This is a genomic window from Streptomyces yongxingensis, assembly GCF_055597465.1.
In genome coordinates this window covers 2330395-2350804 of the sequence record NZ_CM145717.1, presented here as the reverse complement: position 1 = coordinate 2350804, position 20410 = coordinate 2330395, and the positions used below count along the sequence as shown (strand labels likewise).

15 protein-coding genes are annotated in these 20410 nt (G+C 70.4%); 1 reads left to right on the top strand and 14 read right to left on the bottom strand.

Annotated features, from left to right (window positions below):
- Positions 1-12 precede the first annotated feature (12 nt).
- From ACZ6TD_RS09360 to ACZ6TD_RS09340, 5 genes are all read right to left on the bottom strand, one after another.
- Positions 13-828 (bottom strand): carbohydrate ABC transporter permease, encoded by an 816-nt coding sequence (locus ACZ6TD_RS09360; RefSeq protein WP_471357587.1) that lies wholly within the window; start codon positions 826-828, stop codon positions 13-15.
- 53 nt (positions 829-881) lie between these two features.
- Positions 882-1865: a carbohydrate ABC transporter permease gene (locus tag ACZ6TD_RS09355; protein WP_471352485.1), complete on the bottom strand. Its 984-nt coding sequence runs from the start codon at positions 1863-1865 to the stop codon at positions 882-884.
- A 19-nt stretch (positions 1866-1884) separates the two neighbouring features.
- The gene (locus ACZ6TD_RS09350) at positions 1885-3141 is read right to left on the bottom strand and encodes an ABC transporter substrate-binding protein (protein WP_471352483.1); all 1257 of its coding nucleotides are present in this window, start codon (positions 3139-3141) and stop codon (positions 1885-1887) included.
- 230 nt (positions 3142-3371) lie between these two features.
- The gene (locus ACZ6TD_RS09345; protein ID WP_471352481.1) at positions 3372-4868 is read right to left on the bottom strand and encodes a glycoside hydrolase; all 1497 of its coding nucleotides are present in this window, start codon (positions 4866-4868) and stop codon (positions 3372-3374) included.
- Positions 4869-4928: 60 nt separating this feature from the next.
- Complete coding sequence (locus tag ACZ6TD_RS09340) at positions 4929-6179, bottom strand: ROK family protein (RefSeq protein WP_471352479.1); 1251 nt, start codon at positions 6177-6179, stop codon at positions 4929-4931.
- Between the two features lie 206 nt (positions 6180-6385).
- Here ACZ6TD_RS09340 and ACZ6TD_RS09335 point away from each other — a divergent pair, with 206 nt between their 5' ends.
- The gene (locus ACZ6TD_RS09335) at positions 6386-6760 is read left to right on the top strand and encodes a DUF4180 domain-containing protein (RefSeq protein WP_471352477.1); all 375 of its coding nucleotides are present in this window, start codon (positions 6386-6388) and stop codon (positions 6758-6760) included.
- Positions 6761-6774: 14 nt separating this feature from the next.
- Here ACZ6TD_RS09335 and ACZ6TD_RS09330 read toward each other — a convergent pair whose 3' ends face one another.
- The 9 genes from ACZ6TD_RS09330 to ACZ6TD_RS09290 all read right to left on the bottom strand — a co-directional run bounded on the left by ACZ6TD_RS09330 (position 6775) and on the right by ACZ6TD_RS09290 (position 20251).
- A complete protein-coding gene (locus tag ACZ6TD_RS09330) occupies positions 6775-8376 on the bottom strand; it encodes a penicillin-binding transpeptidase domain-containing protein (protein WP_471352475.1) in 1602 nt (533 codons plus the stop codon).
- A 48-nt stretch (positions 8377-8424) separates the two neighbouring features.
- Positions 8425-8616, bottom strand: a complete 192-nt coding sequence (locus ACZ6TD_RS09325) for a hypothetical protein (RefSeq protein ID WP_385201666.1) — start codon at positions 8614-8616, stop codon at positions 8425-8427.
- 177 nt (positions 8617-8793) lie between these two features.
- Positions 8794-9444, bottom strand: a complete 651-nt coding sequence (locus tag ACZ6TD_RS09320) for a LutC/YkgG family protein (protein ID WP_471357585.1) — start codon at positions 9442-9444, stop codon at positions 8794-8796.
- Positions 9445-9566: 122 nt separating this feature from the next.
- On the bottom strand, positions 9567-11051 hold the full coding sequence (locus ACZ6TD_RS09315) for a lactate utilization protein B (RefSeq protein ID WP_471357582.1): 1485 nt from the start codon (positions 11049-11051) through the stop codon (positions 9567-9569).
- 29 nt (positions 11052-11080) lie between these two features.
- Positions 11081-11833, bottom strand: coding sequence for a (Fe-S)-binding protein (locus ACZ6TD_RS09310; RefSeq protein WP_471352473.1), 753 nt, complete (start codon positions 11831-11833; stop codon positions 11081-11083).
- On the bottom strand, positions 11824-13362 hold the full coding sequence (locus ACZ6TD_RS09305) for a rhamnulokinase (RefSeq protein WP_471352471.1): 1539 nt from the start codon (positions 13360-13362) through the stop codon (positions 11824-11826). The genes ACZ6TD_RS09310 and ACZ6TD_RS09305 overlap by 10 nt, the downstream gene beginning before the upstream one ends.
- 116 nt (positions 13363-13478) lie before the next feature.
- On the bottom strand, positions 13479-15518 hold the full coding sequence (locus tag ACZ6TD_RS09300; protein WP_471352469.1) for a bifunctional aldolase/short-chain dehydrogenase: 2040 nt from the start codon (positions 15516-15518) through the stop codon (positions 13479-13481).
- A 341-nt stretch (positions 15519-15859) separates the two neighbouring features.
- Positions 15860-17020 carry an L-rhamnose isomerase gene (rhaI, locus tag ACZ6TD_RS09295; RefSeq protein WP_471352466.1) on the bottom strand — a complete coding sequence of 387 codons (1161 nt, stop codon included), beginning with the start codon at positions 17018-17020 and terminating at the stop codon, positions 15860-15862.
- A gap of 30 nt (positions 17021-17050) precedes the next feature.
- A complete protein-coding gene (locus ACZ6TD_RS09290) occupies positions 17051-20251 on the bottom strand; it encodes an alpha-L-rhamnosidase (RefSeq protein ID WP_471352464.1) in 3201 nt (1066 codons plus the stop codon).
- Positions 20252-20410: the final 159 nt, after the last annotated feature.

Sequence of the window (20410 nt, the reverse complement as noted above, 5' to 3'; positions counted from 1 at the left end):
GACTCTCCTCGGTCAGCCCTTGATACCGGTCTGTGCGACACCTTGCACCAGCCAGCGCTGGAGGAACACGAAGACCAGGACAAGGGGCAGGATCGATACGGCCGTTGCCATGAAGATCAGGTGGATGTTGATGGTCTGTGCGGTCATATAGGAGGACAGTGCGACCTGCACGGTCCACGAGCTCTGATCCTGGCCGATGACCAGGGGCCACAGGAAGGCGTTCCAGCCGCTGATGAAGGTGATGACCGAGATCGCGGCGAAGAAGTTGAGCGAATTCGGCACGACGATGCGCCAGTACGCGCCCCAGTAGCCGAGCCCGTCCACCCGGGCCGCCTCCTCCAGCTCCTTGGGGAAGCCGAGGAAGTACTGGCGGAAGAGGAACGCGGTGAACCCGCTGAACAGCCCCGGGATGATCAGACCGCGCAACGAGGAGACCCAGCCGAGCGAGGACACCAGCACATAGCTCGGCACGAACGTCACGGCCGCCGGGACCATCAGGGTGAACAGCACCGCGTACAGCACCTTGTTCGCGTGCCGGTACGGGATGCGGGCCAGGCCGTATCCGGCCAGGGAGCAGACCAGCAGGGTGCCCAGGGTGTGCAGCACGGCCACCACCGTGGAGTTCCACAGGGCCTTCGCGAACGGCACGGAGGGGTCGTCGAACAGCTCCTCGACGTTCCCCCACTGGAGGTCGGTGGGGAAGAACCGCCAGCTCTCGCCGGTGATGTCCGCGTCGGTGGACAGGGCGTTGCGGACGATCAGATAGAAGGGCACGAGGAACAGCACCGTGGCCACGCCGAGGGCGAGGTACAGCCCGGTGTTGCTCATGACCGAGCGCGCGGAGCGCTTGCCGGCCCCCGTGGGCCCGGGCGTCGTGACGGTCACTTCTCATCGCCCCTTCCGAAGCCGAGGAACTTGCCCTGGGCCAGGGTCACCAGGGCGATCAGCAGGGCGAGGATCAGGGCGCCCGCGCTGGCGTGGCCGTAGTCCTGATTGGCGCCGAGCGCCTGGAGATAGAGGTCGACCAGGGGCGGCCGGCCCCAGGTGGCCCGGCCCTCGTCGAGGATGTTGTAGAACTCGTCGAACGCCTGGTACGCCGCGATGAGCAGCAGCAGGACGACCGCGACCGAGGTGGCGCGCAGCTGCGGAAGGGTGATGTGGCGGAACGTCTGCCAGCCGGGTTTCGCGCCGTCCACGGCCGCCGCCTCGTACAGCTCGCGCGGGATGTTCTGCAGCGCCGCCAGGAAGAGGATCATGTAGAAGCCGCACTGCAGCCACAGCCGGGCGGAGCAGATCACCAGCCAGTACCAGGGCGGATGCGGGGAGGCGAGCCAGGCGACGGAGTCGATGCCGAACCAGCCCAGCACGGTGTTCATCATCCCGTAGCGCAACCCGTTGAACAGCGACATCTTCCACACCAGCGAGGCCACGACGAAGCTGCACGCGGTGGGGAGGAAGAAGACCGACCGGAAGAACGCCTTCATGAAGCGGATGCGGTGGACCAGCAGCGCGAGGGTGAGGGAGAGGGCGTAGGTGATCGGCACGATGATGGCGGCGAAGATCGTGAAGTTGACGAGACTGTCCACGAAATCGCCGTCGCCGAGCATATCGGCGTAGTTGCCGAGGCCGACGAACTCGGAGGGGGTGACGGTGCCCTGTGCGTTGTGCAGGCTCAGCCAGAGGCTCCAGCCGATCGGCACATAGACGAAGACGATCAGCCCGATCAGGAACGGGCCGGTGAACAGCCAGAAGTTGAGGGTGCGGCCGCGGGGGCCGCCGAGTCCCCGCGGCCGTCGTCGGGCGGGGGCCGCTCCTCGGGGCGCTTGGCCCTTGGCGGCGCTGTGGGTGGGTGTGGTGGTCGCCATGACGGTTCCGGTCGCCGGCCTATCCGAGCTTCTTCAGCGAGCGCTCGATCTTCTTGTCGGCGCTGTCGAGTTCGGCTTCGGGATTCTTGTTGTCGCGCACCGAATTGACCACCGCGTCGAGCAGGATGTTGAACATCCCCTCGGTCCAGTACGGGTCGTCGAAGACGCCGTGGGTGTTGAACAGCTCGACCGCCTCGGCCGCCACCCCGCTCTTGAGCTTGTCCGCACCGGCGGCGATGCTCTTGCGCGCGGGGATGTGGAATCCGTAGTCGAGCGCCCACTCCTGCTGGTACTTCTTCTGGTCGATCCACAGCCATTTGACGAATTCCTTGGCCGCGTCGACGTCCTTGGCTTTGGCGGACACATAGGTGGACCAGCCGCCGTTGTACACCACCTGGCGTCCCTCGGCGCCTGACTTGGGGAAGGGGAAGATCCCGAAGTCGTCGCCGAACGCCTTCTGGACCGCCGGTATCGCCCATATGCCGCACCATTGGATGGCGCACAGGCCCTGGAGGAAACTGGCCGGGTCCCAGACCTCGGTGGGCGCGCCCAGCAGCAGTGACTTGCTCTTGTAGAGCTCCCGCGCCTTGGTGAGGGTCTCCACGAGATTGTCGGTGTGGTAGGCGATTCTGTGGTCCGCGTCCAGATAGTGCGGGCCGGTGGACCACACCAGCGGCTTGCTGATGGTCTTGAGGTTCTGGCCGATGTACAGCCCCTTGACCTTGCCGCTGGTGAGTTTGTGCGCGGCGTCGATCAGCTCGTCGAAGGTGGTTGGAGGCTTGACCCCGGCATCCTCGAAGAGGGACTTGCGGTAGAAGAAGAACTGCGGATCGTCGATCATACGGATGCCGTAGATCTTCCCGTCCACGGAATTCGCCGTGAGGTCCTTCGGCAGGAAGTCGTCCTTCACATCGGCGATGACGTCGTCGAGGGGGACGATCTGCCGGGAGCGCACCAGTTGCAGATCGGGGTGGTATTCGAAGACATCCGGTGCCCCGGACCCCAACAGGGTGGTCGCCAGCTTCGACTCGTATTCGCCCGGCACCCATTCGATGGTGACCTTGGCCTTGTCGTAGGCGTCGGCGAACTTCTTCGCGGCCTGCTGGGTGCCCTGCTCCCCGTAGGCGTGGTACATCTGCTTGATCGACTTACCGCCGCCGCCCGAGCGGCCGGTGTTCGAACCGCAGGCGGCGAGTCCGCCGAGGGCCGCCGCTCCGCCCATCGCGCGCAGCACGCCGCGTCGGTCCCAGTCCCTGCCTCTGCTGATGTTCGACATATGACGTCCTCGTCTCCGTCGCCGCCAGGTTCCGTCACGTTCCTTGGTGCAGCGGGACGTTAGCCATAGACGAAGACTTCGGCAAGGGGTTGGACGAAGTGGGTGCGGCAAGAGCGGTGACGCGGCGTCAGGGCGGAGCCGGACGGTTCGAGGCGTCGAACGAAAGGGGCGCGGAAGCCGCTGTGGGAGCGCTCCCATGACGGCTTCCGCACCCCGCGAGGGGCCGGGAATCAGCCGCGCTGACCGAGGACGAAAGTGGTGATGGAACGGCCCGGAAGCGAGGCGGAAACCGAGCCGCCGGAGATCCTGGGTGCCGCCGCCCGGGCCCAGTTCTCGGTGGCCGACGTCCGTACCGCGGAGAGCGGGGAAAGCCGTGCGGAGGTGCCGAGATCCACGGTGAGATCCGAGGCGGTGGAATGGTGGTTGTTGACCACCAGAATCCAGCGGCCCTTGTCCCGGAACGCGGTGACCTCGACCCCGCTGGGGGCGCCCGTCACCTCATGCAGAACCGCCCCGGGGCGGACGAATCTGCTGTACTGCCCGAGCGCGTAATAGCGCTTGGTCATATACAGCCGCTGATTTCCGTTGGTGGCGTAGTCGGGGTCGTAGTAGATCAGCCCGTCGTTCCAGCCCTGGTCGTTCTTGGTGTCCGCACCGGTCTGGGCATCCGCACCGATCTTGTTGGACAGCGCGGTCCACCAGTGGAACGCCGAGTCATGCGCCACCGTGAAGTCCTTGTGGATGATCCGGGACATCAGCAGCGCGTTGTCGATGGTCGGGTCGTACTCCTGGGCCCAGCCCGTGCCGCCCTTCCCGAAACAGCAGATCTCGGTGGACCAGGACGGCTTTCCGAAGGATTTCGCCGTCTCGCCGACCTGAGTGCGCGAGGCGTCGCCGGGGTTGTCGTACGTATGGTGGGCCAGCTTGCCGACATAGCCCGCGGTGCCCGGCCGGCTGAGCCACTGCGGCACCTCGTTGTTGAAGCCGTCCGTACTGCTGGACTCGTCCGCGATGATTCCCGTCCGGCCGCCGCGCGCGTCCAGCGCGGCGCCCACCGCGCGCACGATGTCATCGCGCTGCTCGACGCCGACCAGCATGCCTTCCTGGCCGCATTCGGCGAAGCTGTTCGTCGGCTCGTTGAAGGGGCTGATGTAGTCCAGCCGCGCGTCCTTGGCCGCGAAGTGGGTGACCACATCGGCGATATAGCGGGCGAAGTCCTTCTCCTTCGCGGCATCGAGATGGTCGCCGCAGCTCTTTCCGTTGGTCTTCCATTCGGCGGGGGCGCTGTTGACGAAGCCGATCAGATCCTTGACGCCATAGCGGGCGGCGTAGTGGAGGAACAGCCGCCCGCCCGGGTCCCTGGACCAGTCGTAGCTGCCGTCGGCCCGCAGGAAGTCCTCGGGGGCGCGCTCGGGGGTGGTGACACCGGTGCCACCGCCGCCGATGTTGTAGCGGTACGCGGACAGCGCCAGCCCGTCCCGGGAGAAGAGCAGCCGGGCGGCCTCGGCCCGTACGGCGGGGGAGAAGCGGCCCACGTCATTGACCCACCAGGCGCCCGAGGCGCCGATGTTGTCGATGGTCTGCGCGGACCGCGGCGAGACCTGCGCCACCGGGGTCCCGTCCGCGGCGGCCGGGGTGGCGGGGGTGAGCGAACCGGTCAGGGCGAGTGCGGTGGCCGATCCCACCAGCAGCGCGCGGGCTCGGTGGTGCCGTCTTATCCGTGACATGACAACCCTTCCGTCGACGCGAGGGTGTGCTGCGGTTCCGCGGGGTGTACTGCGGCTCCCTCAGGCTGTGCTGCGGTTCCTCAGGCCGTGCTGGTTCCTTGGCGTGGTGCGGCGGTTCTTCAGTCCCACCGACGCGAGCGAGCCCTCCAGGGCGAAGGTCGCCGCGCCGAGGCTCACGGGGTTGGACCGGATCGGGCACAGCACGATCTCGGTGTTCGCCAGCGGGCGGCGCAGCGCGCGCACCGCCACCGCCTCGCGCACCTCGGTGAGCAGCGGCTCACCGAGGGCGGCCGCCACCCAGCTGCTGAGCACGATCACTTCCGGGTTGAGCAGATTGATCAGATCGGCGAGGGCAGCGCCGAGATAGCGCGCGGTGGCCCGCACGACCTTCATGGCCACCGGGTCGCCCTCCGCGAGGCCCCGGCCGAGCGCCTCGATGGTGGCCGTCTGGTCGTCCGGGTGCAGCAGCGGGCTGTCCGGGCTCAGCTCGCGCAGATTGCGCATGATGCCGGGGGCGCCGACATAGGTCTCCACACACCCCTGGTTGCCGCAGTGGCACTGCCGTCCGTCCAGGATGAGGGTGGTGTGCCCCCACTCCCCGGCGCTGTTGCTGACCCCGCGGTGCAGGGTGCCGCCGAGCGCCAGCCCGGCCCCCACACCCGTACCGAGGTTGACCACCACGGCGTCGTTCCGCCCGCGCGCCGCGCCGAACCACTGCTCGGCCACGGTGCAGGCGCGCAGCGGATTGTCGAGGTGGAGGGGGTAGGGGATGTGCTCGGCCAGCAGCCGCAGCAGCGGGACGTCATGCCAGTCCCAGTTGGGGGCGAAGACCGAGACCCCGCCCTCGCGGTCCACCTGGCCCGGCATGCTGACGCCGACGCCCAGCACCCGGTCCGCGGCCACGTCCGCCTGCTCGACCACCGAGGACACGGCGGCGGCGATGTGCGCCACCACCTTGGCCGGGTCGTTCTCCTCCGGGCGCAACTCCTCGTCGGCGCGGGCCAGGACGGTCAGCGCCAGGTCGAACAGCTCGACGTGGATGTACGTCTCCGCCACATCCACGCCGATCAGGGCGCCGCCCGAGGCGTTGACCGCGACCAGGCCGCGCGGCCGGCCGCCGTCGGAGTCCTCGTAGCCGACCTCCACCAGCATCCCGAGGTCGAGCAGCTCTCCGACGAGATTCGCCACGGTGGCCAGGCTCAGCTCGGTCGCGGCGGCCACCTCCTGCCGGGAGACAGGGGATTGGGCGACGATATGGCGCAGCACTCCGTAGCGGTTGGCGGTGCGTATGTCGCGGGACGTGCGCTTCACGCCGGAATCCCCTCTGCGCGGGCAGGTGCTGCTGTGTCGCGGTGCCGCGCCAGGCTAGAGCGTGGGCCAGACCATAGACAACCCCTTCGACCAACCCTTGTACGAAGCGTCGGGGCAGCTGGAGGGCCATGAGGTGGGACCTGTCGGGCGCGCGGGACCCAAAATGCCGTCGACCGCGCCCGCGTGCGGCATTTAGCCTGACCGCCATGAGCGAGCTCACGAGCGACCTGCGGACGATCCATGGCGTCCCCGTCCTGATCTGTGCCTCCGAGGGCGAGACCATCGGTGGTGAACGCGACGCGCTGGATCTCATCGGCAACGCCGGATACCAGGGCGCCCAGTGGGTCGTCATCCCGGTCGAGCGGTTCGACGAGGCGTTCTTCCGGCTGAGCACGCGCGTGGCCGGGGACATCATCCAGAAGTTCGTGCAATACGCCATGGGGCTGGTGGTCCTCGGTGACATCTCCCGGCATACGGAGGACAGTTCGGCGCTGCGGGACTTCGTCCGCGAGTGCAATCGGGGACGGCAGACGTGGTTCCTGGCGGATGTCGAGGAGTTGCGGGACCGGCTGAAGAGCTGAGGGGCTGCGGCGTCTCAGCCCGCCTCGAGCACCGCGCGGACGACCGGCCCGGCGGCATCCCCGCCGTGGCCACCGCCGGTGACCACGGCGGCGGCCGCCACATCGTTCCGGTAGGCGGTGAACCAGGCGTTGGTCTCGGGCTGGCCGTCGACCTCGGCCGAACCCGTCTTGGCGCCGATGTCGCCGGTGAGCCCGGACATCGCCCGGGCGGCGGTGCCGCTGGTCGCGGTCAGCCGCATCATGGCCTTGAGCTGCGACACGGTGGCCGGGCCGAGGCTGCGGTCGCTGGTGGCGATCTCCCGGTGGTCGACGGAGCGCGGCACGAGGACGGGCTGCTTGAAGGTGCCCGTCTGAGCGGTGGCCGCCACCGAGGCGATGGTGAGCGGGTTCATCTGGACCGTGCCCTGTCCGATCATGGCCGCGGCCTTGTCGTCGCCGCTTCCGTTCGGCACCTCGCCGTCGAAGGTGGTGACGCCCACCCGCCAGTTCAGCCCGAGCCCGAACACGGTCCGCGCCTCCTGCGCCAACGCGCCATCGGGCACGGCCCCGGCGAGCGAGACGAACGCGGTGTTGCAGGACGCCGCGAAGTCCTGGGCGAAGGTGGCGGCGGGGTTCTCGCTGTCCTCGACGTTGTGGAACATCATGCCCTGTGCGTACGCCGCCGTCTTCGGGCACGGCACCGGGCGGCTCGGGCTGACCTTGCCCGCCTCCAGCAAAGTGGCCGCGGTGACTATCTTGAAGGTCGATCCCGGCGCCGTCTGCCCCTGCAACGCGGCGTTGAACTCGGCCTGGTCGGAGTTGGCCACCGCCAGGATCTCCCCGGTGCTGGGCTTGAGCGCCACCACGGAGGCGCCGTCGCGCGTGGCCACCGCCTTCTCCGCGCTCTTCTGCACGCCGGCGTCGAGGGTGGTGCGCAGCGTGCCCGGGGTGCCCTTCGTCACCACATGGAGCGTGGCTCCGGCGGTCCCGTCGGGCTTGACCGCGGAGACCTCCACCCGGGGCCTGCCACCCGCGTCCGCCCCGTATCGCGCACGCAGCGCGATCAGCACCGGGTCGAGCGAGGGATAGCGGCCCTGCCGCAACTCCTCGCCGTCCCGGTCCAGCACCCGGACCGGCGGGTTGTCCGCCAGATCCGTCCGTACGGACTGAGCGGCGCCCAGCTCGGGGTGGAGGACGGAGGGTTTCCAGTCGACCAGCGGCTTCTTGGTCGTCCGGCCGCGCACCACGGTCAGCCGTGAGGCGTAGCTCCAGCTTGATCGGGCCTTGCCGAAGACCACGTCGGCCTTGACGGTGAACGGGACCGTGGTGCCCCGCGCCGCGCCCGGGGTGACCGTCACCTTCTTCACATGCCCGTCGTCGCGGTAGCCGCTGAGAGCGCCGATGGCCGACTCGGCGTCGTTGGTGAGCCCGGCGGCGAGCATGTCATTGCCGTCCGCCCACGCGTCCAGGAACTCCCGCGCGGTCCGCCGGGTCTCGTCCGCGGTCACCGGACCGTCATGGGCCGCGGTGGTGTCGCCGCCGGTCACGCCCGTGTAGAGGTTGTACCCGCCGTAGCCGGCGACCCCCAGGAGCCCCACTGACAGTGCCCCTAAGACGACCTTCCCCGCTGCCCGCATGGCGTCCCCCCGATGTTCACCTGTGATCAGCTCGTGCGGCTTTGCCGCTCAGGCGGCCTTTTCCACCTCGCCGCGCAACGCCCGTGTGTAGACCTTCAGCAACCGGCTGTACTCGGCCCGCTCCGAAGGCCGCAGTGCCCGGCCTGCCCGGGCCCGCAGGAAGACGCGTATCGCCTCGTTGGCCTGGTCGGTGGCGGGGGTGGTCAGTAAGGCAGGTTGGTGAGTAGGAGTCGGACGCATGACCACAAGAGTAGAGGCCCCTACCGACAACGGCATCGGCGTAAACCGCCCAACTGGGGTGTTACCGGCGGTATGTGAGGAAGACCGCATCCCCCGTACGGGTGTTCCCCTTCATGTCCTCATGGCATATGCCCCACCACGGCAGGGGTATGCCTCCTGGGCTCCCTTGCCGTTCCATCAGCTCTGACCAGCGGATTCCGGCCCGGCGAGGATCACTTCGAGGGTGCGGGGGCCGTGGACGCCTTCGACGCGGTCGAGTTCGATGTCGCTGGTCGCGGACGGGCCCGAGATCCAGGTCAACGGGCGTGCCGGGTCGAGGCGTTCGAGCGCCTCGGGGACGGAGCCGACGACCTGGTCGGTGAGGCGGATCACGCAGATGTGGTGGTCGGGCACCAGGGTGATGCGGCGACGGCCCTGGTCGGGGGCGGCATCCAGGACCACGGTGCCCGTCTCGGCGATGGCCACCGCACAGCCCGTCACCACGCTGGAGACCGCGTCCAGGTCGTGCGGGGTCAGCTCCGCCGTGTCCGGAACCCGGCGCACCGCGTCGGGGACGGCGGACAGCCAGGAGTCGGGGAGGCCCGGGGGCACGGCCACGCTGGTCGCGCCGCGGTCGGCGAGGAGGCGGGCGATCAGGGCCGGCAGGGACGACGGGGCGTCGGCGCGGTGGACGATCGCGCGGTAGTCGGCCAGGTTCTCCGCGAGGAGGTCCGCGGTCCGGGCGGAGGTGCGGGCGCCGTGGACCCGGTCGTAGGTGCGCTCGACCGGCACCTCGCCGGGTGTCTCGGCGCGCGGCACATCGGCCAGGGCGCGGCGGATGCGGGCCATGACCAGGGCGCGCGAGTCCAGGCCCTGGGCACTGGGGCTCTGGGCGGCGGGGTGGTGCGCGCCGGAGATCTGGGTGCCGGGGTTGTGCCCGCGGGGGTTCTGGGCGGCGGGGTCTGGCGGGGTCATGTGGTCTTCTTCCTTCCCTCCGTGCGACTCCCGGTGCCGCTCCCGCCCCCGGTGCGTCGCCACCAGTCGCGGAACGACTCCTCCGGCACCTTCGGCAGCTCCCGCGTATCGCTCCACGCCCGCCCCGGACCGGGCAGCCGCCGAGGATGGAAGCGGCGGGTGCGGGAGGCCAGCCGCTGGCCGGTGCGCAGCAGCCGGGGGTGGTCCAGGGCCCAGCGGGCGGCACGCATCGCGGCGCGCTCGGCGGCGTGGCCCTTGGCGGGCTTGATGACCGTACGGGTGCCACGGACGGAGGCGGGGCCGCCCTCCACCACACGCTCGCGCAGGTGGACCAGGATCTCCGGGATGTCGATGGCGACCGGGCACACCTCGTAGCACGCCCCGCACAGGGACGAGGCGTACGGCAGCGAGGCGTCCAGTTCGCTCTGGGTGCCGCGCAGTTGGGGGGTGAGGATCGCGCCGATCGGGCCCGGGTACGCCGATCCGTACGCATGGCCGCCCGCCCGCTCGTACACCGGGCACACATTGAGACACGCCGAGCAGCGGATGCAGCGCAGCGCCTGCCGTCCCACGGTGTCGGCGAGGGTGTCGGTGCGGCCGTTGTCGAGCAGGACGAGGTGGAAGGTGCGCGGGCCGTCGGCGTCGGTGGTGCCGGTCCAGGTGGAGGTGTACGGGTTCATCCGCTCCGCAGTCGAGGAGCGGGGCAGGAGCTGGAGGAAGACCTCCAGGTCCTGGAAGGTGGGCACCACCTTCTCGATGCCGACGACGGAGATCAGCGTCTCGGGGAGGGTCAGGCACATCCGCCCGTTGCCCTCGGACTCCACGACCACGAGCGTGCCGGTCTCCGCGACCATGAAGTTGGCGCCGGAGATCCCCACCTTGGCGTTCAGGAACTTCTCGCGGAGGTGGAGCCGTGCCGCCTCGGCGAGGTCGGCGGGCGCGTCGGACAGCCCCTCCGGGGCCGGGCGTCCCCACTGGGACATCTTCTCCGTGAAGATGTCCCGGATCTCGCCCCGGTTGCGGTGGATCGCCGGGACCAGGATGTGCGACGGGAGGTCGTCGCCGAGCTGCACGATCAGCTCGGCGAGATCGGTCTCGTACGCGGTGATCCCGGCCGTGGCGAGGGCGCCGTTCAGCCCGATCTCCTGCGTGGCCATGGACTTGACCTTGACGACCTCGCGCTCGCCCGTGGCCCGTACCAGCTCGGTGACGATCCGGTTCGCCTCGTCCGCGTCCGCCGCCCAGTGGACATGGCCGCCGGCCGCCGTGACCGCGCTCTCCAGCCGCTCCAGATAGTGGTCGAGATGGCGCAGCGTACGGTCCTTGATGGCCGCGCCCGCGGCGCGCAGCCGGGACCAGTCGTCCAGTTCGGCCACGGCCGTGGCGCGCTTGGCGCGGATGGTGTGGGTGGCGTGGCGGAGGTTGGCGCGTAGCTGGGTGTTCCGGGTCGAGGCGTCGGCTGCCTGTGGGAAGGCGGGCATCCCCAGGTAGGTGGCCTGGTGGGTTCCGCTCACCAGACGTCTCCTTCCGTGCTGGCCAGGATCTCGGCGAGGTGGACGGGGCGGACCGTGGAGCCCTGGCGGGCGAGTGTGCCGCCGATGTGCATCTGGCAGGAGTTGTCGAGGGTGCACACCGCCTCGGCGCCGGTCGCCGTGATGTTGCGCGCCTTGTCCGCCCCCATGGCCGCCGAGACCGCCGCGTTCTTGACGGCGAACGTACCGCCGAAGCCGCAGCACTCCTCGGCGCCCGGCAGCTCCACCAGGTTCAGCCCCTTCACGGCCGCGAGGAGCGAGCGCGGGCGGTCGCCGAGCTTCAGCATCCGCAGCCCGTGGCAGGTGGGGTGGTAGGTCACGGTGTGCGGGTAGTACGCGCCGACGTCCGTGACCTTCAGGACGTCCGTGAGGAATTCGGTGAGTTCGTACGTCTTGGGGACCGTCTCGGCCGCCGCGTCCGCGAGTTCCTGGCCCCGCCCCTCGGCGGCGGCCTTCGCGCCGATCCGGGGGTAGTTGTCCCGCACCATCGCCGCGCATGACCCCGAGGGGGTCACCACGTATTGGTAGTCGCGGAACGCCGTGGCGTAGCGGCGCAGCAGCGGTTCGGTCTCGTGGCGGTAGCCGGTGTTGAACTGCGGCTGGCCGCAACAGCTCTGCGCCTCCGGGAAGCCGACGTCCACGCCGAGCCGCCTCAGGAGCGTGACCACGGCTTGGCCGGTGCGTGGATAGAGGGTGTCGTTGACGCAGGTGATGAAGAGCGCTACGCGCACGGTTCCTCCTCGTCGCCCTGGCCGGTGGCGGCCCTTGTGACCGGTGCGTCTCCGAGCCGGGCGGCTGCCCGGTCCCACGCCGAATGATCACCTGTGGGCTCATACTGCCTCAGCGGCTGGGTGCTGTGAAGCAGGGCGCGCAACTCGGGCAGGCCACCGGTGATCGCTCCGGCCGTCCGGGCTTGGACCAGTACGTTTCCGAGGGCCGCCGCCTCGGCCGGGCCCGCGATCACGGGGAGGCCGCAGGCGTCGGCGGTGAGCTGGCACAACAGCGTGTTGTGCACCCCGCCGCCGACGATGTGCACGGCGCTGACCGTACGGCCGGACAGCCGGGTGGCGTCCTCGATCGCGCGGCGGTGGGCCAGGGCGAGGGAGTCCAGGACGCAGCGGGTGGTCTCGGCGGGGGTGCGGGGGCCGGGCTGGCCCGTGCGGCGGCAGGCGTCGGCGATGCGGTCGGGCATGTGGTGGGGGGCGATGAAGGCGGGGTCGCCGGCGTCTACGACCGAGCGGAGGGGAGTGGCTCGGGCTGCGGCTTGGAGCAGGGCGGTGAGGTCTGTGCTGCCTGTGCGGCTGCTCTCCGCGTTCCAGGTGCGGATGCACTCCTGGAGCATCCACAGGCCCATGATGTTGCGCAGATAGCGGACCGTGCCGTCCACGCCCAGCTCATTGGTGAAGTTGGCCGCGCGGCTCTCCTCCGTGAGCACCGGCGCGTCCAGCTCGAGCCCGGCGAGGGACCAGGTGCCGGTGGCGATGTACGCGAAGTCGGGCGTGGTGGCCGGGACGCCGACGACGGCGGACGCGGTGTCGTGCGAGCCGACGGCGGTGACGGGGAGGGGGTGGGTGAGGCCCGTCTCGGCGAGAACGTCCTGGCGCAGGGTTCCGGCGGGGTCGCCGGGGCGGCGCAGGGGAGGGAAGAGCGAGAGGTCGATGCCCAGGGCCTCTGCCACCGGGGTGGCCCAGTCGCGGGTGCGGGGGTCGACCAACTGGGTGGTGGAGGCGTTGGTCAGCTCGGTGCCCAGCTCGCCGGTCAGCCAGTACGAGATGAGGTCGGGGACGAGGAGGAGGCGGTGGGCGGCGGTGAGGGCGGGGGTGCCTTGCGCCGCGATGAGCTGGTAGATGGTGTTGAAGGGGAGGTGCTGGATGCCGGTGGCGGCGTAGAGGGCCTGGGGCGGGAGCGCGGCCGCGACCTTTTCGGTGGCGCCGGTGGTGCGGGTGTCGCGGTAGTGGACGGGGTTGGCGAGCAGGGTGCCGTCGGCGGCGAGCAGGCCGTAGTCCACGGCCCAGGTGTCGATGCCGATGCTGGTCAGGCTGTCGCCCGTGTGCACGGCAGCCGCCGTGAGGCCGTTCAGGACGCCCTTGTAGAGCGACAGGATGTCCCAGTGCAGGGTGCCGAGGAGGCGGACCGGCTCGTTGGGGAAGCGGTGCGCCTCGTGGAGGGTCAGCCGTTCGGGGGCGACCTCCCCGACGATGACGCGGCCGCTGGACGCACCGAGGTCTACGGCGGCGAAGCGGTGTTCTCTGGTGGGCACGTGGACCTCGTGGTGGGTGGTGGGGTGCGTGGTGGTTGCTGTGGTTCGTACGGGGCGGGGGCCGGGGCCTCCGGGGCGGGGCCCACCCCTCCGACCCCGTCCCCCTCACGCGCGTGTCAGCGCAGGAACGCCGCCGCGACGCCCGCGTCGACCGGGACGTGCAGACCCGTGGTGTGGGTCAGGTCGCCGCCGACCAGGGCGAAGACGGCGTTCGCCACGTGGGTGGGGAGCACTTCGCGCTTGAGCAGGGTGCGTTGGGCGTAGAACTCGCCCAGCTTCTCCTCGGGGACGCCGTACACGGCGGCGCGCTGTGCGCCCCAGCCGCCCGCGAAGATGCCGGAGCCTTGGACGACGCCGTCGGGGTTCACGCCGTTGACGCGGATGCCGTGCTCGCCCAGTTCCGCTGCCAGGAGGCGGACTTGGTGGGCCTGGTCGGCCTTGGTCGCGGAGTACGCGATGTTGTTCGGGCCCGCGAACACGGCGTTCTTGGACGTGATGTACACGATGTCACCGCCCATGTTCTGGGCGATGAAGGTCCTTGCCGCCTCGCGGGAGGCGAGGAAGCTGCCTCGCGCCATGATGGTGTGCTGGAGGTCCCAGTCGGCGGTGGTGGTGTCGAGGAGCGGTTTGGAAATGCTGATCCCGGCGTTGTTGATGAGAATGTCCACGCCGCCGAAGTCCAGCACCGCTTGCTCGAACGCCGCCTTGATCTGCTCTTCCGAGGTGACGTCGGCGGTGACGGCCGTGGCCTTGTCCGGGCCGCCGAGCTCATGGGCCACGGCTTGTGCCGATTCCGCGTTGACGTCCGCGACGACGACGCATGCGCCCTCGGCCACGAGGCGGTGGGCGATCGCCTTGCCGATACCCGAGCCCGCGCCGGTCACCAGGGCGATACGGGTCGCGAGGGGCTTGGGCTCGGGCATGCGCTGGAGCTTGGCTTCTTCGAGTGCCCAGTACTCGATGCGGAACTTCTCCGACTCCTCGATGGGGGAGTAGGTGGAAACCGCTTCGGCGCCGCGCATGACGTTGATCGCGTTGACGTAGAACTCGCCTGCCACGCGGGCCGTTTGCTTGTCCTTGCCGTAGCTGAACATCCCGACTCCGGGGATCAGCACGATCGCCGGATCCGCGCCGCGCATGGGCGGGGAGTCGGGAGTGGCGTGGCGTTCGTAGTAGGCCGCGTAGTCGGTGCGGTACGCGGAGTGGAGTTCCTCGAGGCGGTCGATCGTCGTGTCGAGGGGCGCGTCCGGAGGGAGGTCCAGGACCAGCGGGCGGACCTTGGTGCGGAGGAAGTGGTCCGGGCAGGAAGTGCCGAGGGCCGCCAGGCGGGGGTGTTCGGCGCGGGAGACGAAGTCCAGGACGGTGTCGCTGTCCGTGAAGTGGCCCACCTGGGGGCGGTCCGTGGAGGCCAGGCCCCGGATCACGGGGGCCAGGGCCGCCGCACGGGCGCGGCGTTCGGGCTCGGGGAGGGTGGGGTGGATGACGGGGCCGAACGGGTCGGCCTTGCCGCGTGCGGTGAGGAACTCCTCGGCGGTGCGGATGATGCGGAGCGAGTTCGCCTCGCACTCGGCGGAGGTGTCGCCCCAGGCGGTGATGCCGTGGCCGCCGAGGACGCAGCCGATGGCCTGCGGATTGGCCTTCTTGATGGCGGCGATGTCCAGGCCCAGCTGGAAGCCGGGGCGGCGCCAGGGCACCCAGACGACCTGGTTGCCGAAACACTCCTTGGTGAGCGCCTCGCCGTCGGCCGCGCAGGCGAGGGCGATACCGGAGTCGGGGTGGAGGTGGTCGACGTGGGCGGCGTCCACCAGGCCGTGCATGGCGGTGTCGATGGACGGCGCGGCCCCGCCCTTGCCGTGCAGGCAGTAGTCGAACGCCGCGACCATCTCGTCCTCGCGGTCCACCCCGGGGTAGACACCGGTGAGCGCGCGGAGGCGGTCCAGCCGGAGCGCGGCGAGCCCGGAGTGGGTGAGGGTACCGAGATCGCCCCCGGAGCCCTTGACCCACATCAGCTCGACGTCCTGGCCCGTGACGGGATCGGTCGCGGTGCCCTTGGCGGAGGTGTTTCCCCCCGCGTAGTTGGTATTGCGGGGGTCGGCACCGAGGCGATGCGAGCGCCCCAGGAGCGCGCCCGCCTCGGGGTGGGGTTCTGCGGTCATGTCGTCCTCTTTGTGTGGACCGGTCTCAGCGAGTTTCGGTGACGGCGGGAGGTGTGTCCCGCAGGGGGCGCTTGGGGCCAGTAGTGGTGGGGGACGGCGCCCAAGGGGTTCGGGGCGAAGCCCCCGCGTGTGCGGAGCGGCTTTCCGGGGTGTTCGGGCGACCCGCACGTTCGGGCGAAGCCCCGTCGGGTTCGGGGCGGAGCCCCAGAGGTGTGGGGTAGTGCCCCGGGGTTCGGGGCGGAGCCCCAGGGGGTGCGGGGCGCAGCCCCGGGTTCCGGGAGCCCGGGGGCTTGCCCCCGGATTCGGGAAGGGGCGGGGTGGGGGCAGGCCCGCCGCAGGCGCTACGCACCCCACCCCGCCTGCTCTCCCCCCACCCGCTCCGCCACGATCCGCTCCGCCCACCCCGAGGCCCGGTACGCCGCCATCGGGTCCGGGTCGATGCCCAGCTCCTCCCGGACCTCGGCCAGCAGCGGCCGTACGTCGGTGTTGTACGCGTCCATCAGCACCGCGTTGGCGCCGAGCACGTCGCCCTCGCGCTGCGCCGTGGCGAGGGCGTCGCGGTCGACCAGGAGGGCCTTGGCCGTGGCCTCCTGGACGTTCATCACCGAGCGGATGATCGCGGGGATCTTGGGCTCGATGTTGTGGCACTGGTCGAGCATGAAGGCGACCCCTGAGGTCAGCCCGCCGCCCCGGACCACCTCGTACATGATCCGGAAGAGCTGGAAGGGGTCGGCGGCGCCGACCATCAGGTCGTCGTCCGCGTAGAAGCGGGAGTTGAAGTCGAAGGCGCCGAGCTTCTTCTCGCGCAGCAGAAGGGCGACGATGAACTCGATGTTGGTGCCGGGCGCGTGGTGGCCGGTGTCCACGCAGACCTGGGCCTTGGGGCCCAGCTTGAGGCAGTGGGCGTAGGCGGTGCCCCAGTCCGGGACGTCCGTGGTGTAGAAGGCGGGCTCGAAGAACTTGTACTCCAGCAGCATCCGCCGGCCCTCGCCGAGGCGGTCGTAGACCGCGCTCAGCGCCTCGGCGAGGCGGTCCTGGCGGGCCGCGATGTCGTCCTGGCCGGGGTAGTTGGTGCCGTCGGAGAACCAGAGCTTGAGGTCGCGGGAGCCCGTGGCGTCCATGATGTCGACGCACTCCAGGAGGTGGCCCAGCGCCTTGCGGCGGACCGCCGGGTCGGGGTGGGTGACCGAGCCCAGCTTGTAGTCGTCGTCCTGGAAGACGTTGGAGTTGATGGCGCCCAGTTTCAGGCCGCGTTCCTCCGCGTACTTGGCGAGCGCCCCGTAGTCCTCGACCGTGTCCCAGGGGATGTGCAGGGCGACGGTGGGCGCCACACCGGTGAAGGCGTGCACCTGGGCGGCGTCGTCCAGCTTCTCCTGGGGGGAGCGCGGGACGCCGGGCTGGGCGAAGACCTTGAAGCGGGTTCCGGAGTTGCCGTACGCCCATGACGGCGTCTCGACCGCCTGGCTCTTGAGGGCCGCCTTCACGGCTGGAACGTCAGACATGAATCTCCTTCATGAAACGATTCAAGAAACCTAGCCGCGCGGTCGGCCACGCGTCAAGAAGTGGTGGGTCCCCGACCCCACGGCGAACACCGCGCAGCCGTCCGCCATGCGCAGCAGGCGGGCGCCGCGAGCGGTCACGTCCGCCGCGCGGCGTGCCGGGACCCAGATCTGGGCCGTGGTGTTGACGGGGATGGACACCGTGAGGGTGAAGTCCTCGCCCTGCGACCAGCGGGTGGTGACCGGGCCGTAGAGGGAGTCGTAGCGGCCCTCGGCGGAGCGCACCTCGCCGCCGGGACGGGGCCGGACGAGGATCTCGCGGAAGCCGGGGGCGGCCGGGGCGATCCCGGTGATGTTCTGGTACATCCACTCGCCGACCGAGCCGTAGGCGTAGTGGTTGAACGAGTTCATCCCGACGTCCTGGAAGCTCCCGTCCGGCTTGATCGAGTCCCAGCGCTCCCACATCGTGGTCGCGCCCCGGTCGATCTGGTACCCCCAGGAGGGGAATGTGCGCTGGTGGAGCAGGCGGTACGCGACGTCGGTGTGACCGGTCTCGGTGAGGGTCGGAAGCAGCCGCGGGGTGCCGAGGAAACCGGTGGACAGGTGCCAGTCGCGGTCCTTGATGAGGGTGACGAGGCGATCGGCCGCGGGTGTGCGGAGGCGGGCGGGGAGGAGGTCCATGGAGAGCGCCAGGACGTACGCGGTCTGGGTGTCGCCCTTGATCCTGCCGTCGGCGGACACGTACGCGCGGTTGAAGGCCGCCTTGATACGGGTCAGGAGGTCCTCGTACGGGGCCGGGTCCTCGCCCAGGACGTGTGCGGTGCGGGCGACGAGGTCGGTGGCGTGGGCGAAGTAGGCGGTGGCGATGACGTCCTTGGGGGTGTCCGCCTCGACGCTGAGCCAGTCGCCGTAACCCTCGGCGGGCCGCAGCAGGTCGGTGCTGTGCCGCTCCAGGTAAGTGATCCAGCGCCGCATGGCCGGCCAGTTCTCGCGCAGCACACCGGTGTCGCCGTACGCCTGGTAGAGGTTCCAGGGCACGGTCACCCCGGCGTCGCCCCAGCCCGCCACGCCGTTGCCGACGTCGCCGAGGTGGGGCGCCACATCGGGGAAGGAGCCCTCGTCGGTCTGGCCGTCGCGCAGGTCCTGGAGCCACTTGGTGAGGAAGCGGGCGGACTCCATGGTGTACGCGGCGGTGCTGGAGAACACGTTGATGTCGCCGGTCCAGCCGAGCCGTTCGTCCCGCGCCGGGGTGTCGGTGGGGATGGACAGGAAGTTGCCGCGCAGACCCCAGGTGATGTTGGAGTGCAACTGGTTGAGCATCGCCGAGTCGGTGTGGAACGACAGGGTGAACGGGGCGGCGGTGTGCATCACCCGGCCGGTGATCGCGTCGAGGGAGGGCTTTCCGGGGTAGCCCGTGACCTCGACGTAGCGGAAGCCGTGGAAGGTGAAGCGCGGCTCGTAGGTCTCCCGGCCGCCACCCTTGAGGGTGTAGGTGTCGACGGGGTGGGCGGTGCGCAGATTGGCCGTGTAGGCGGTGCCGTCCGGGCCCAGTACCTCGGCGTGGCGGATCCGGACCTTGTGGCCGGCCGGGCCGGAGACCGTGAGGCGGACGCTGCCGACCATGTTCTGGCCCAGGTCGAAGAGGTGGACACCGGGGGCGGGTTCGGTGACCTTGACGGGCTTGATCTCGCGTTCCACCCGGGTCGGGGCGTCGGTCTGGGCCACCACCTCGGCCGTGATGTCCGAGGCCGTGACGGCGGGCTGCCAGCCGGTGTCGTCGAAGCCCGGTGAGGTCCAGCCCGGGGTCTCCTTACGGGCGTCGTACTCCTCGCCCATCAGCAGGTCGGCGGTGAGCAGCGGGCCGGTGGCCGCGCGCCACTGCTGGTCGGTGGTGATGCGCTCGGTGCTGCCGTCGGTGTACGTGACCTCCAACTGGGCGAGCAGGGCGGGGTGGTCGCCGTACTGGGTCTGGCCGAACCAGGCGATGTTCCCGGCGTACCAGCCGGGGGCGAGGGTCACCCCGAGGGCGTTCGCCCCTCGACGGAGGGCGTCGGTGACGTCGTAGGTCTGGTACGCCACGCGCTTGCGGTAGTCGGTCCAGCCGGGCGCCAGTTGGTCGCGGCCCACACGGACACCGTTGAGGTGCGCTTCGTAGAGGCCCAGGGCCGTGGAGTAGAGCCGGGCGCGCGCCACGGGCTTGGTGAGCCGGAAGGTGCGGCGCAGCTGGGCGGGGGACTGGAGGGGGAGCACCGTGCCCCAGGGGCCGCCACCCCAGGGGGCCAGCTTCTTGGCGGTGGCCCAGCCGTTGTCGTCGTGGTCCGGGTCCGCCCACGTGGCGGGTGGTTCGGTGTCGGTCGTGCGCCAGGTGGCGTCCGTGTGGTGGTGGGTGGTGCCGTCCTCGGTGGTGAGCTCCAGGGTGGCGAGCAGCCCCGCCGGGCCCTTCTCGGCGTTGGTGGCCGCGATCGCCAGGGTGGCGGCGCCCTCGTCGAGGAATTCGGTGACGTCGACGGTGACCGGATGGCTCCATGCCTTGAGGACGCCCAGTGCCTCGCGGGTGGCGACCTCGGTGCCGTTCACATGGGCGGTGAAGCCGTCGTCGGCCGCCACCACCAGCCGGGCGCGGCGGACGGTGCCCGGGGCGTGCACGGAGGTGCGGAACCACCGGGTGGCCACCGGGGCCTCGGTGGCCGGATCCCCCTCGGGGAACCAGATCCAGGAGGCGCCCTCCAGGGACGGGGGCGTGGTCAGCGCGGCGGGCGCGGCGATCCAACGGGCCTGCCACTGACCGGAGTTCAGCAGCCCGGTCTCCCACCAGGCGGGGGCGGACCACGCGGAGGGGCGGCCGTGGCCGTCCCAGACCCGCACCGACCAGTGGTAGCGGGTGCGCGGGCGCAGGGCCGGGCCGTCGTAGGGGACCAGGACCGACTGGCGCGATGTCGTCCTGCCGCTGTCCCAGACGTCCGGCTCGCCGAGCCGGTCGGGGGAGGTGGCGACCCGGATGTGGTACGCGCTCTGGAGCTGGTCGCGGGCGTCCGAGTCGAGGATCCAGCTCAGCCGGGGGCGGGCGGTGTCGAGGCCGAGCGGGTGGGGCGCGTACTCCACCGTGGTGCTCCGGACCCGCAGCCCCGGGCCGGGGCGGTCCTCGGCGGCGGCGGACGGGGTGAGGGCGGGCAGACCCGTGAGGGCCGTACCGGTGGCAGCGGTGGTGGCGAGCAGGTCGCGTCTGCTGATCACGGGCTTCCTCCAGGGACGGCTGGATGGGAACGATCGATGAAAACGATTCAACCCAAGGCGCCTGGACCGTAGGGCCGAGACTCAGGGTGCGTCAAGGGGGTGGAAACGATGTGGGTATATCCCGTGCACACCCCCTTGACGGCCGCATAGGGCGCGGCT

Excerpts from the sequence above, each read along its gene's own strand:
- ACZ6TD_RS09360 (WP_471357587.1), bottom strand. The coding sequence starts at position 828 with ATGAGCAACACCGGGCTGTACCTCGCCCTCGGCGTGGCCACGGTGCTG.
- ACZ6TD_RS09355 (WP_471352485.1), bottom strand. The coding sequence starts at position 1,865 with ATGGCGACCACCACACCCACCCACAGCGCCGCCAAGGGCCAAGCGCCC.
- ACZ6TD_RS09350 (WP_471352483.1), bottom strand. The coding sequence starts at position 3,141 with ATGTCGAACATCAGCAGAGGCAGGGACTGGGACCGACGCGGCGTGCTG.
- ACZ6TD_RS09345 (WP_471352481.1), bottom strand. The coding sequence starts at position 4,868 with ATGTCACGGATAAGACGGCACCACCGAGCCCGCGCGCTGCTGGTGGGA.
- ACZ6TD_RS09335 (WP_471352477.1), top strand. The coding sequence starts at position 6,386 with ATGAGCGAGCTCACGAGCGACCTGCGGACGATCCATGGCGTCCCCGTC.
- ACZ6TD_RS09330 (WP_471352475.1), bottom strand. The coding sequence starts at position 8,376 with ATGCGGGCAGCGGGGAAGGTCGTCTTAGGGGCACTGTCAGTGGGGCTC.
- ACZ6TD_RS09325 (WP_385201666.1), bottom strand. The coding sequence starts at position 8,616 with ATGCGTCCGACTCCTACTCACCAACCTGCCTTACTGACCACCCCCGCC.
- ACZ6TD_RS09320 (WP_471357585.1), bottom strand. The coding sequence starts at position 9,444 with ATGGCCCGCATCCGCCGCGCCCTGGCCGATGTGCCGCGCGCCGAGACA.
- ACZ6TD_RS09315 (WP_471357582.1), bottom strand. The coding sequence starts at position 11,051 with ATGCCCGCCTTCCCACAGGCAGCCGACGCCTCGACCCGGAACACCCAG.
- ACZ6TD_RS09300 (WP_471352469.1), bottom strand. The coding sequence starts at position 15,518 with ATGACCGCAGAACCCCACCCCGAGGCGGGCGCGCTCCTGGGGCGCTCG.
- rhaI (WP_471352466.1), bottom strand. The coding sequence starts at position 17,020 with ATGTCTGACGTTCCAGCCGTGAAGGCGGCCCTCAAGAGCCAGGCGGTC.